This is a genomic window from Tannerella sp. (assembly GCF_052170195.1).
GTDB lineage: Bacteria > Bacteroidota > Bacteroidia > Bacteroidales > Tannerellaceae > Tannerella.
The window spans coordinates 1-13,604 of the sequence record NZ_JBQNAZ010000016.1 but is presented as its reverse complement, the minus strand read 5'-3'; the positions used below and the strand labels follow the sequence as shown (position 1 = coordinate 13,604).

General features: G+C 47.8%; 10 protein-coding genes. 9 read left to right on the top strand and 1 reads right to left on the bottom strand.

Features of this window, described 5'->3' with window-relative positions; translation table 11 throughout:
* Positions 1-10 precede the first annotated feature (10 nt).
* The 3 genes from ACTTKA_RS06230 to ACTTKA_RS06220 all read left to right on the top strand — a co-directional run bounded on the left by ACTTKA_RS06230 (position 11) and on the right by ACTTKA_RS06220 (position 3,098).
* A complete protein-coding gene (locus tag ACTTKA_RS06230) occupies positions 11-1,495 on the top strand; it encodes a right-handed parallel beta-helix repeat-containing protein (protein ID WP_442724356.1) in 1,485 nt (494 codons plus the stop codon).
* A gap of 105 nt (positions 1,496-1,600) precedes the next feature.
* Positions 1,601-2,296, top strand: coding sequence for a hypothetical protein (locus tag ACTTKA_RS06225; RefSeq protein WP_442724355.1), 696 nt, complete (start codon positions 1,601-1,603; stop codon positions 2,294-2,296).
* Positions 2,297-2,372: 76 nt separating this feature from the next.
* On the top strand, positions 2,373-3,098 hold the full coding sequence (locus tag ACTTKA_RS06220; RefSeq protein ID WP_442724354.1) for a hypothetical protein: 726 nt from the start codon (positions 2,373-2,375) through the stop codon (positions 3,096-3,098).
* 174 nt (positions 3,099-3,272) lie between these two features.
* Here the strand turns inward: ACTTKA_RS06220 and ACTTKA_RS06215 are convergent, their stop codons facing one another.
* Entirely contained in the window at positions 3,273-4,652 is a 1,380-nt protein-coding gene (locus ACTTKA_RS06215; protein ID WP_442724353.1) for an aminopeptidase P family protein, read from the bottom strand.
* 88 nt (positions 4,653-4,740) lie between these two features.
* On the opposite strand from ACTTKA_RS06215, the gene ACTTKA_RS06210 reads away from it, so the two are divergent.
* The 6 genes from ACTTKA_RS06210 to ACTTKA_RS06185 all read left to right on the top strand — a co-directional run bounded on the left by ACTTKA_RS06210 (position 4,741) and on the right by ACTTKA_RS06185 (position 13,360).
* Positions 4,741-7,410, top strand: a complete 2,670-nt coding sequence (locus tag ACTTKA_RS06210) for an Eco57I restriction-modification methylase domain-containing protein (RefSeq protein ID WP_442724352.1) — start codon at positions 4,741-4,743, stop codon at positions 7,408-7,410.
* Between the two features lie 162 nt (positions 7,411-7,572).
* The gene (locus ACTTKA_RS06205; protein ID WP_442724351.1) at positions 7,573-8,547 is read left to right on the top strand and encodes a PhoH family protein; all 975 of its coding nucleotides are present in this window, start codon (positions 7,573-7,575) and stop codon (positions 8,545-8,547) included.
* A gap of 20 nt (positions 8,548-8,567) precedes the next feature.
* A complete protein-coding gene (locus ACTTKA_RS06200; RefSeq protein WP_442713277.1) occupies positions 8,568-9,515 on the top strand; it encodes a phosphoribosylaminoimidazolesuccinocarboxamide synthase in 948 nt (315 codons plus the stop codon).
* Positions 9,516-9,521: 6 nt separating this feature from the next.
* Complete coding sequence (gene ubiE, locus ACTTKA_RS06195; RefSeq protein ID WP_442724350.1) at positions 9,522-10,286, top strand: bifunctional demethylmenaquinone methyltransferase/2-methoxy-6-polyprenyl-1,4-benzoquinol methylase UbiE; 765 nt, start codon at positions 9,522-9,524, stop codon at positions 10,284-10,286.
* Entirely contained in the window at positions 10,283-11,026 is a 744-nt protein-coding gene (locus ACTTKA_RS06190; RefSeq protein WP_442713279.1) for a shikimate dehydrogenase family protein, read from the top strand. The genes ubiE and ACTTKA_RS06190 overlap by 4 nt, the downstream gene beginning before the upstream one ends.
* 75 nt (positions 11,027-11,101) lie before the next feature.
* Positions 11,102-13,360 (top strand): GH92 family glycosyl hydrolase, encoded by a 2,259-nt coding sequence (locus tag ACTTKA_RS06185; RefSeq protein WP_442724380.1) that lies wholly within the window; start codon positions 11,102-11,104, stop codon positions 13,358-13,360.
* The last annotated feature ends 244 nt before the right edge of the window (positions 13,361-13,604 follow it).

Genomic DNA, 13,604 nt, shown 5'->3' with positions numbered 1-13,604 from the left:
AACAATCAAGATGAAGAAAAACATGAATTATTTTGCAGTGGTGCTTTTGTTGGGAATAGCTGTACCGACTCAAGCACGAGTTTTGGACCGTCAGGGAAGAAACGGAGATGCCGGCAGAACTGCCGACAGAGTAGGAGAGAATAGCATAACGGTACAAGCCGCCGTCTCGTCAGGTAAAACCTACTATGTAAGTCCCAACGGCAGTGTACGTGCCGACGGACTCAGTAAAGATACGCCTTTGAAAGATCTGCAAAAAGCCATCGATCTCGCCGAAGAAGGGTCTGCCATTCTGGTCGCCGAAGGCAATTATCTGGGCAATATGGACAGAGGGTATATTGAATGCGGCCGGTTCGGGAACGGCGCCGATAACGGAAAGTTCCTGAAGTTTTACGGAGGCTATTCGTTGGATTTTTCAGAACGTGACCCAGTCAAATACATTACTAAAATTCAGCCCAACGAAAAATCGCCGCGCAGCATCGGGGCGGCCCTGTTTCATATCACAGCCCGTCGGGCTTACGGTGATAAACGTCCGGCCGGCGAAGTCGTAGTCGACGGATTCACGTTCGATGGCGGGGAGTTTATCCAATACTACAAACCCGATGTGAATGATCCCAGAACCGGTACTCCCAACAAGGAAGTACTTACCGGCATGTTGATTCACCCCGATGCGCAAGCCGGAAATTCGGTGGGAATATCGAAAGCCGATTGGCGTGCGTTGCATTTGACCGTTGAGGGGAAAGTAAAAATAACGAACTGTGTGTTTGTGAACTGCCGTAACTTCGGGCTGCAAGGAGGCATGGGAGCCGGGCATATCGAAGTCTGCAATAACGTGTTTGTGGCCAACCGTTATGCCGCCTGCGAAATATGGGGAACGCTGGCATCCGGCAGAGAAAACGAAATATCGCTCGATTTCCATCATAACACCGTGCTGTTTTCGTGGCCGATCACCAAAGAGTTTGAAACGATGGGACAGGGTTTCCGTTTTATGAACGGTATCCGTACCATCAACGTGTATAACAACATCTTTGCGTTCAATGCCCGGTGCGGAGTGGAACGTTGCCGATATGAAAACAAAAAAGAATACGAGAAATTGAAGCAAAGCAATTTGTATAACAATTATTTTCTGGGGAACAAGTACGACCTTGAAATCTGCGACAGTTCCGCACCGATCAATGTGCCGGCATCCCGTATCGAAGAAGCCGAAGAAATCGGACCGAAATACGAAGGGAATAAAGAAATGCCGTTTGACCAGTCGTTCATTTCGGCCATAGATGCTCCCTACCTGAAAGGTTTCACCGAATTGAAAATATCGACCTCCGAGAACTACGACGCCAACTCGTCGGCCAACCAGTTGAACCGTTTTCTCGGACTTAACCAGCAAGGTACGAGTACGACGCGCGTCAGCATGTTTGCCAATAAATACCCATGGGAGAAAGCGCGTAATTTATTTGGCGCCGTGAAAGATTATGGAGCGCAAACACCGGAGAAAAAATAATCGGATAAATCGGGCTCGGGGGAGGATAGCGAATAAAAGCACTGTATCATAAAAATATCCGCTACCTCCCCCTCACGACTCTTATCTTTCAATATGAAAAGAAAAATGAAACAGCGAATGTTTAATTGGGGCATGGTGGTATGGACCGTCTTGCTGATAAGTTGTAAAAACACGGGAGCAACGACATCGGACGGTGCGGCCGACAGTACGCAGGTAGCATCGGTCGAACAAACCCTGAAACTGCCTGCACTCAAACCCGGAGAGGAAATTGTATTTGAAGACGACAAGGTTCGCATTGTCGAAGGGGGAATCGTCAATACGGACGGAGGTATGTATAACACCCTCAACATGCAGCCTAAAAACGCGTCATACAAACAGTTTAAGATCGAAGGTACGGTTCTTGCTTTCGAGAACGTCGTTGGCAATGCAATACTGGCCAGCGAAGGCACGGGAACCATACGCATGCTGTGGGTATACGATCTGACTACAGGCGAAAAGTTGCTCGGAGTAGAATCGTTTGCAGACCATGGAATCGTAATCGAAAACGATCATCAATTCTCTTTCTATCGATACGACGACGCTTTGCCTCAAGTCTTTTGGAACGAAGAAAAGGCCGTATGGGAGAATCGTAATCACGTGCCTTCCGAGTTGCAAAACGCCGATTTGGAGGAAGCCAAGAAAAAAAGTCGGGAATATTTGTTTAACGGACTTACGCTGATGGCGCATCAAAAAATACAAGTCGATATTCAAGTACGGAAAGCGACTCCGCAGAATGAATATAAATGGGAATATATCGAATAAACAGGTATCGGGGAGGAGAGGTAACGTAACGACAATTCTCCCCGTATCTATTCATGCTTTAAACATTAAAAAACAGATGAAACGAATACTGTGTATCTTGTTATGTCTCTTGTCCATGGTCGGCATAGCGGCGCAGAACAACAAACCGACCAACAGGAAAACAAACATCAAAGATATTTTTCTGATGCTGCCCGACAACGCGTTCGGACATCCGGATTTTACGCTTGAAAAGCGAAAGGAAATGCTTAAAACCATCGGTCAACAGCCGAATATAAACGTCGAAAATTATGACGGTACTTACGCCTATATTGAGCTGTGCGACGAACGAAACGGTTATCTCTCCGCATTCTATTATTTTCTGGAAGGTTACAAATACGAAATCTGTTACTGGAATCTCAAAGACGGACGAAAACTCGTTGCGGTAAACAAAGATGAAGGACACGGAGATGTCAATTTCTATCTATACGAAAACGGTAATCTGAGCGAAGACTTGTATTATTGTCCGGATATTTACAATGTGCAACTCGATGACTTCTTCGAAACGTCGCATCTCGACGAAAAGGAAAAGGGCATCCTTCAGGATTTATTCGAAAACCGGATCGTTTTTCAACATCTGCTTCCACGTAAAGGCACATCGATCGAAATGCGTATCGGCAGCATTCCTTTCGATATGAGTTACGAATCCATGTTCGAAGAGGCCGGCCTGAAAGATGAGAGAATCAAATTTAAACATCTTATCTTTAAATGGGTAAACGAAAAATGGGTCAAGGAAGTTCGAAAAGGTATTGGAACTGCTGAGTAAATAGCCGTATGCGAAAACAACTTGCGGGAGACAAATTAAATCACAACTATGATTTATTAGAAACAACGGTACCTCCGTGATTCTCCACCGCTATGAAAATAGAAAAGCAGGGAAGGCGAATACCTCGAACGGTCTGCCTTCCCTGCCTGTTTCCTGATGAAACAGTATCGGCGTTTAGCCTTCTCGTAAAGCCTCGACGGCAGCAACGCTGCGGTCAATTTTTTTGCCCAACAACTTCGATCCGTCAGGCGTAATAAGATAATCTTCTTCGTTACGGATGCCGCCGAAATCTTTGTATGTAACAACCTTGTCGTAGTTAATAAATTCCTCGAACATCTTTTCGCTCTTCCAGCGGTCGATCAGTTCGGGAATAAAGTATATGCCCGGCTCGATGGTCAATACGAAACCGGCCTCCAGTTCGCGGGCCAGTCGCAACGATTTACGTCCGAACTGCTTGCTCTTCGGCTTCTCATTGTACCCGACATAAACTTCGCCGAGATTTTCCATATCGTGCACATCGAGTCCCATCATGTGCCCCAGTCCGTGCGGAAAGAAGAGCGCATGCGCTCCGGCCTGCACGGCTTCGACAGCATCTCCTTTCATCAGTCCGATATTTTTCAGTCCGTCGACAATCGTTGCTGCCGACAAATCGTAAACTTCTTCAAAACGAATACCGGGCCGCAGGGCGGCTACGGCTGCTTCGTGGCCGGCTACCTGAATTTCGTAGACTTCACGCTGGCGGGTCGTGTATTTCTTGTCGGCCGGCACGGTCGAAGAGAAGTCGCCGGCATATCCCATTTCCGTCTCCGCACCGGCGTCGACGAGGAATAAATCGCCGCTTTTCACCATGTTTCCGTGGTCATGGTTGTGAAGCGTCTGACCGTTGACCGTTGCGATGATCGGGAACGATAACCCGTAATTGTGCGAAGCCGCTACTTCCTGAATGGCGGCCGCCACCTCGCACTCGCGTATTCCCGGCCGAACCATCCGCATTGCCCTCAGGTGCATATCGGCCGTTACGTTACACGCTTTTTCGATTTCTGCGATTTCTTCGTCCGTCTTGTAGTTACGTAGGTTGACAACGCCGCGGATAAACGCAACGGAAGGTTTTTCGGCGCCGGGCTCTATACCGAGCAGGCTCCAGAGTTTGATTTTATGTTCGGCGCGATAGCCGGGCAGATAGTGAATCGTTTGACCTTTCTCAAGGGCGCTTTTCAGGTATGTCGCCACTTGTCCCGAAGGTTGCACGTTCGTAATCCCTGCCGCTTCGCTTTTCTCGTGCAATGTCGGCTGTGTTCCCATCCAAACGATGGCGTCCATGGTCAGTTCATCGCCGAAGATGATCTCTTTGCTCTCGTCGATGTCAATGACGGCAGTCAATCCGGCATATGGCAGTCCGAAAAAGTACAGAAATGTCGAATCCTGCCGGAAAGGATACGTGTTATCTTCGTAGTTACAACTCGCTTCATCGTTTCCGAGAAACAGTAACAAACCCGACCCCACGACTTTTTTCAGGGCTTCCCGTCGTTGAATATAAGTCTCTTTCTTAAACATAACAATGATTTTTTTTGAATTAAGTTAAACAAAGGTACGGTATTTTTTTGTTACCTTTGTCAAGTCATCCTGAAAATTTGGAATAAAAATGATGTTTGAAAAAGAACAGTTGCCTCTCAATATACCTTTTGACACTGCTTCGGAAAGCAACGAACAGCCCGTGTCAACTTCTTTTCTCCAACGCCCTTATTATGCGGCTTTTCTTCAGCGGCTGGGGTTGCGCGAAATCAAAGATCAGGTGCAATATCTCCTGACGCAGCGCGATGCGAAAAACTGGAAGCCGGCGCTCGAAGAAGTCGCTTCGGCTATGCAGCAACTATGCCGGGAGGGTGATCTGACTTGGGCGCAAGCGCTGACTGTTTTAGAGTTTGTAATCGCGAAATTAGACCGGAACAAAACTGTTGCGCCCTGTGTGGGGGCATACATGTGTCACGACGGAATACGGCGCACCGTACTGCGTATGTTCAACGAATCCATCGGCAGCCGGTACACCGATCTGACCGAACTGTCGTGCCGCATCGCCAACCATCCCGACGAAGCCAACGAAACCTTCAACGCCATCCGCATCTGCGATCCGGCCATGGGATCCGGCTTTTTCCTGATACAGTCGCTCAACGAAATGATTGCCGTCAAATCGCAACTCGGCATCCTGTCCGACAGAGACGGCAACCCGCTTTTTCCGTACCGAATACTCGTACACGACGGGAAACTCGTTGTACGCGATAAGCGACGGTCCGAAACCATCGAACTGACAGCGGACACTCCCGAGAGCCGACGCATTCAAGACACGTTGATGAAAGAAAAACAGACCCTGATCGAACATTGCCTCTTCGGCGTCGATATCGACCCGATTGCCGTAACCATCGCGCGCATCCGTCTTTGGGTCGAAGTACTCAAACATCTATGCCGGGAAGACTGTCAGCTTCTTTCTCTGCCTCTTATTGAGCCTAATCTGCGATGTGGGGATGCCCTCGTCAGCCGGATCTCCATATACGACGACCTCAAGCCCGTCTTCCAACGTATCGGGTATTCGGTAAGCGAATATAAAATGCTGGCTGACGATTATAAAAAAGCCCGCACTCCGGAAGAGAAAAATACGGCAGCGCAGATGCTGGCAGCGATTAAGCGAAAGTTGTTGATGGAAATCACGTGGGATGATAAAAACAACGAAGAATTGTTCCGTTGGCAACGCGAATTGGCAACGCTCAAAGCGCCAAGTCTTTTCGAAATGAACCAAGAAGAAGTCAAAGTTGTGAAAGCCCGCCTGCTCGATGCACAGTCGATGGTGGATAAATACAAGCAAAAAATCGAAGACTCCAAGAACAATCCGATTTTTAAACATGCCATCGAATGGCATTGCGACTTCCCACAATTGCTGGATGAATCAGCCGATTTCATCGGCTTCCATCTGATCATTGGGAATCCGCCGGATACACTCGTACAGATCGGGAGCGAACCGATCGATATCTATAAACAGCTTAACTACCGGGCTTATAAACGCACGGGCGAAGTCTCCAGCCTCTTTTACGAACTCGGCAATAAACTGCTTAAACCCGAATATTACCTTTCTTACATCACGTCGAACGGATGGATGAAATCTGTTCAGGCCAGCAAGATGCGTCAATATCTCATGGAAGAGACGAACCCGCTGCTCATGATCGAATTCAGCGACAGCTGTAAGATCGATAAAACGTTGGCCGATCATGGCATTGTTATCCTCCAGAAAGCCCTCAACCGGCATCGAACATTGAATTGCTGCGTCAAAAGTGATTTTGATCCGCAAACCTCCGACTGGGAACGGTATCTGAATGACCATGCAACGTATGCCTCGGCCGAGACGGCTACAGATGAAACGCAATCCGCGTCTTCGTCTACGACCAGTTTCGTCATCCTCACGGAAACGGAGAAACATATCCGGGGAAAAATAGAACAGACCGGAACCCCTCTCGAAGCATGGGATATCCAATTGTATTCGGGTATCAGAACAGGCCTCGATGAAGCTTTTATCATCGACGGAGCCACGAAGGACGAATTTATTCTGGCCGATTACAAAAATGTCGATATCCTCAAACCTTTGCTAAAAGGAGAAGATATCCGGCGTTACATCCCCGAAAAATCCGACCAGTGGCTTATCTATGTCCCTTGGCATTTTCCCCTGCTTTATGACCGAACTATCACAACGGCTTCTGAACGCGCCGAACAGCGATTCCGACAGCAATATCCAGTCATTTACGAACATCTGGCCGCATACAGGAGTAAACTTGCTGCACGGGATGCGGCAGAGGTCGGTGTCTCATTCGAGTGGTATGCCTTGCAGAACTACGCAGCCAGCAATGAATGGGACGACTTTACGCAGCAGAAAATTGTTTGGAAACGCGAAACGTCTGCTTCAGCCTTTTGCCTCGACTACCGGGGATGCGCTACATTAGACACGACTTGTTTCGCGACAGGGCAACATCTCAAATACCTGCTTGGAGTGCTTAATTCCAAGCTCGGAAGATACATGTTGCAAGATGCGCCGCATCTCCCCAACGGTGATATGCAGATCAGTGTCCTCACCCTCGAAGCCTTGAAAATACCGGTACCCAATATCAAGGTCGAGTCGGAAGTCATATCGCTTGTCAACAAACGTACATCCGATGTGCATAAATCGGAGAACGAGGAACTGGATGCCAAGATAGATCGGCTCGTTTACGAGATGTATAATCTGAATGAGGAAGAACGACGTTTTATTGATTCAAATATTTTACATACATAGACAGTATGCCGGTTTCTTGTGAAAAGACAACTCATCCTCTAATATGCGGTTCGGGCATGATGATATTTTGTTCGAATCATATCGTACAATCTACAATTATTCGTACTTTTGTAGTTTCAAAATCCGGTATAAGACAAAAGACGAAAAGGAACACGTTTACGTATGATTGAACGAACGTATATTTTGGACAATGTAGATCCGGTTGCATTTTACGGCGTGAACAATGTCAATATGCAATTGCTTAAGACGCTGTATCCCAAACTTCGGATTGTGGCACGAGGAAACATCATGAAGATTATCGGCGACGAAGACGAACTGGATACTTTTCTCCGCAAAATCAAAGAAATCGAAAAGTATTGCGAAGAATACAATACGCTTTCCGAAGAAATATTAACCGATATCGTCAAAGGAAAAGAGGTGACTTCGGCCAAACAGGAACACCTAATTATCCACGGTGTCAATGGCAGAGCGATTGTCGCACGTTCGGCCAATCAGCAATTGCTGGCCAAAAGTTTTGAAGAAAACGATCTGACGTTTGCGATCGGGCCCGCAGGATCCGGAAAAACATTCGTCGCCATTGCTCTGGCTGTAAAAGCACTGAAGAGCAAACAGGTGAGAAAAATCATCCTCAGCCGTCCGGCAGTCGAAGCCGGTGAGAAGTTAGGCTTTCTGCCCGGCGAAATGAAAGATAAGCTCGACCCGTACCTCCAACCGCTCTACGACGCGTTGCAGGAAATGATTCCTCCGGCTAAACTCAGGGAATATATGGAACACAACGTCATTCAGATAGCCCCGCTGGCTTTTATGCGTGGGCGGACGCTGAATGATGCCGTCATTATCCTCGACGAGGCGCAAAATACGACAAAACATCAGATCAAAATGTTTCTTACCCGTCTCGGTCTGAATGCCAAAATGATCGTTACGGGCGATGTAACCCAGATCGATCTTCCTCCTCAAGCCGCTTCGGGATTGGTACATGCCATGCAGGTGCTTCGTAAAGTACAGGGTATCGGGAAGGTGGAATTCGAAAAGAAAGATATTGTGCGACATAAGCTTGTGCAGCGCATTGTCGAAGCATACGAGAAAAACGACAAACAACCCGAAGCACAGGAATCAACAACCCAACGAAACAAATAACTTCTTTATATACAGATTATATGAAAGCATTAGTCAAAACAGAATTTCAATTCTCCGGACAAAAAAGTGTTTATCACGGCAAAGTTCGCGATGTATATAACATTCACGACGAAACACTCGTCATGGTCGTAACCGATCGCATTTCGGCGTTTGATGTCGTACTGCCCGAGGGGATTCCTTACAAAGGTCAGATGTTGAACCAGATTGCGGCTAAATTTCTGGATGCGACGAAAGATATCTGCCCGAACTGGAAACTGGCTACGCCCGATCCGATGGTTACCGTCGGCTTACAATGCAAAGGATTTCCGGTCGAAATGATTGTACGCGGTTATCTCTGTGGCAGCGCGTGGCGTGCCTATAAGAATGGGGTGCGCGAGATTTGCGGCGTAAAAATTCCCGACGGAATGCAGGAGAACCAAAAATTCCCCGAACCGATTATCACCCCAACGACGAAGGCCGAGATGGGGATGCATGACGAAGACATTTCAAAAGAAGATATTATCAAGAAAGGGCTGATGTCACGCTCCGATTATGCCACACTCGAGAAATATACGCTCGCGCTCTTTGAACGGGGTACGCAAATAGCTGCCGAACGGGGCTTGATCCTTGTCGATACGAAATATGAATTCGGAACTTACGAAGGCGATATCTATTTGATCGATGAAATCCATACGCCCGATTCGTCTCGCTATTTTTACTCCGAAGGGTATGAAGAACGTTTAGCCAAAGGCGAGCCGCAACGCCAATTATCAAAAGAATTTGTGCGCGAATGGCTGATGGAAAACGGATTTCAGGGCAAAGAAGGACAGCAGGTACCCGAAATGACACCGACGATCGTCGAAAGCATTTCGAATCGTTACATCGAGTTGTACGAGCAAATCACCGGCGAAACGTTCGTGAAAGCCTCAACGGACGACCTTCTCGGACGGATTGAAAAGAATGTGAAAGACTTTCTGAAAAAGAAATAGGCACGTATGTCGGTCGAGGTGGAACGAGTGTTGCCATACGCAGGCGACGAAGACAAAGGGACACAAGTTCGGCGGATGTTCGACACCATTGCCGGACGGTACGATATGCTGAATCACATGCTCTCGTTCGGCATGGATCGGTCGTGGCGCAGAAAGACGGTCGATTCACTTCGTCCTTCTTCGCCGCAACGCATTCTGGATGTCGCCTCGGGAACGGGCGATCTGGCTCTGCTGATGTGTCGACGGTTGCAGCCGCAGCAAATCGTTGCGGCTGACCTCTCGGAAGAGATGATGGCCGTCGGACGACGAAAAGCGGCTGAAGCAGGCTATGCTTCCCACGTCTCTTTCGAACATCAGGACTGCATGGCGCTGACTTACCCCGACCATTCGTTCGATGCCATTACCGTCGCTTTCGGGGTACGTAACTTTGCCAACCTCGAACGAGGTCTGTCGGAAATGGGGCGGGTGCTCCGCCCCGACGGACAACTAAGGATACTGGAGTTATCGACTCCGGAATATTTCCCGATGAAACAGCTTTACACGCTCTATTCGAAGACTTTTATTCCTCTGGTGGGAAGCTGGTTCAGTCTCGAAAAATCAGCCTACCGCTATTTGCCTGCCTCGATCCGGAAGATGCCGCAGGGACGTGAGATGGCGCGATTGCTCGAACAACAGGGATTTACGAACGTGCGGGTAAGGACGTTCACCGGAGGGGTTTGCTCACTCTATTCGGCTACGAAATACGGACATTCAAATACGATCGGCAAATGAAAAAATACGGCTTAATCGGATATCCGCTGGGACATTCTTTCTCACGGAATTTCTTTAATCAGAAGTTTCAATCGGAAAATATCGATGCGGAATACGTTAATTTTGAGATTAAAGATATTAGAGAACTGAAAGACGTCTTACATGATCATCCCGATTTGTGCGGGTTGAATGTGACCTTACCTTATAAAACGGCAGTCATTCCGCTGCTTGATGACCTCACGGAAAATGCCCGCAACATCGGTGCAGTCAATGTCATCAAATTCAAACGCGGGCATTTTGGAAAACTCAAACTGATCGGACACAATTCCGATATCACCGGATTCAAACAATCGATCGATCCGTTACTGCATGAGTCGCACACGAAAGCGCTTATCCTCGGAACGGGCGGAGCATCGAAAGCCGTCTTTCATGGGCTCAAACAGTTGGGAGTAGGAGCGACGTATGTCTCGCGAACCAAACAGAATACCGGATTCACTTACGATGAGCTTACCCCCGCCATTATGGAACAGTATAAAGTAATCGTCAATACCACTCCGCTGGGTATGTATCCCAAAGTCGATGAGTGTCCGAATATTCCGTATGATTGGATAACCCCTGATCACCTGCTTTATGATCTACTCTATAACCCTGATGAAACGTTGTTTATGCGCAAGGGAAAAGAACGCGGAGCCGTTGTCAAGAACGGTCTTGAGATGCTTCTTTTGCAAGCGTTCGCGGCATGGGATATTTGGAACAGTTAAACACTCAAAGAACAGAAAAATAATATCATGACGAAAAAGATAAAACAAAATATCCGTAAAATAGCGTCAAGTTTGATGCTGCTTGGTTGTATCGTTCAGGTTAATGCAGAATCGTTCGACCCGGTAGAATATGTGAATCCGTTAATGGGGTCACAATCGGTGCACGAACTGTCTACAGGCAATACGTATCCGGCCATCGCCCGTCCGTGGGGGATGAACTTTTGGACTCCGCAGACGGGGAAGATGGGAGACGGATGGGCGTATATCTATACGGCTCATAAGATACGGGGATTCAAACAGACGCATCAGCCCAGCCCGTGGATCAACGATTACGGACAATTTTCGATCATGCCCGTGACAGGTGCACCTGAATTTGATGAAAACAAACGTGCCAGCTGGTTCTCGCATAAAGCGGAAGTAGCAAAACCGTACTATTATAAAGTGTATCTGGCCGAACATGATGTGGTAACGGAAATGACGCCAACCGAAAGGGCTGCGATGTTCCGGTTTACGTTTCCGGAGAACGAACATTCTTATATCGTCGTCGATGCTTTTGATAAGGGATCGTTTGTGCGGGTGATTCCGGAAGAGAACAAGATCGTCGGTTATACGACGAAGAACAGCGGAGGCGTACCGGAGAATTTTAGAAATTATTTTGTGATTGTCTTCGATAAACCGTTTACATACCGTGCTACGTTTGCCAATCAAACGCTGCACGAGGACAAATTGGAGCAGACGGCCGGACATACAGGAGCCGTGATTGGCTTCCGGACGAAAAAAGGAGAGATTGTCCATGCACGTGTCGCTTCGTCTTTTATCAGCCCGGAACAGGCCGAACAAAACCTGAAAGAACTGGGAAACGATCGTTTCGATGCGATAGCTGCGCAGGGTAAAGCCGAATGGAACAAGGTACTTGGTCGTATCCATGTAGAAGGAGGGAGCCTTGACCAGTATCGTACGTTCTATTCATGCCTGTATCGCTCGCTGCTTTTCCCACGGAAGTTTTACGAAGTGGATGCCGAGGGAAAGATCGTGCACTACAGCCCGTATAACGGGAAAGTACTGCCCGGATTTATGTACACCGACACGGGTTTTTGGGATACTTTCCGCTGCCTGTTCCCGTTCCTGAACCTGATGTTTCCGGAGCAGAACAAAGAAATGCAGGAGGGATTGATTAATACCTATAAGGAGAGCGGCTTTTTCCCCGAATGGGCAAGCCCGGGACATCGCGACTGTATGATCGGAAACAACTCGGCATCGGTACTCGTAGATGCATATATGAAAGGAATAAAGGTTGAGGATGTGGAGACACTGTATCAGGGATTAATCCACGGAACGGAGCATGTACATCCAAAAGTATCTTCGACAGGGCGTCTCGGACACGAATACTACAATCGGCTGGGCTATGTTCCGTACGATGTAAAGATCAGGGAGAATACGGCTCGTACACTCGAATATGCGTATAACGACTGGTGCATCTACACCTTGGCGAAAGCGTTGAAACGTCCGAAGAAAGAAATCGCACAGTATGCCCGACGGGCGATGAACTACCGGAATGTGTTCGACAAGGAAACGAACCTGATGCGCGGACGTAATGAAAACGGTACGTTTATGTCGCCATTTTCGCCCTTGAAATGGGGGGATGCTTTTACGGAAGGGAACAGTTGGCATTATACGTGGTCGGTCTTCCACGATCCGCAAGGGCTAATCGATTTGATGGGTGGACGTCAGGCGTTCGTGACGATGCTCGACTCGGTATTTACCGTTCCGCCACTGTTCGACGAAAGCTACTATGGCGCGGTGATCCACGAAATACGCGAAATGCAGATCATGAATATGGGAAATTACGCGCATGGTAATCAGCCCATCCAACACATGATTTATCTCTACAACTACGCCGGTGAGCCTTGGAAAGCGCAGTACTGGCTGCGCCGCGTGATGGATCAGCTTTATTTGCCGACTCCCGACGGATATTGCGGCGACGAAGATAACGGACAAACATCAGCATGGTACGTCTTTTCAGCATTAGGCTTCTATCCCGTATGCCCGGGAACAGACGAATATGTGTTGGGAGCTCCACTGTTCAAAAAAGCAATACTGACATTCGAGGATGGCAAGCAGATGGTTATTAACGCACCGGAGAATAACGCCCACAATGTTTATGTGGAATCGTTACATCTGAACGGACAACCGCACACCAAAAACTATGTGAAGCATGCGGATTTGCTGTCGGGCGGTACGCTCGACTTTCGAATGTCCGATCACCCGAATCATGACCGAGGGACAAAGCCTTCGGACTTCCCGTACTCGTTTTCGGTATCGGAAAAGAAGTAAAAGTGAGGGGGATGCACAAACGTATGTGGAGAGGCAGAGAGAAATGATGGGTATCTTTGCCAAAAAAAGATGAATTGTCCACGATGTGGAAGCATAAATCATCAGAAGTATCAAGGCAATGGATACACGAGCATATACACTCACATTTACATATTTGAATCCGAATATATTTTTGTAAGTTATTTGTAAGTTTTTCTGCAAACATATCATGGTTTTCGTTTGTTTTTGCTACCCCCTGAAAACG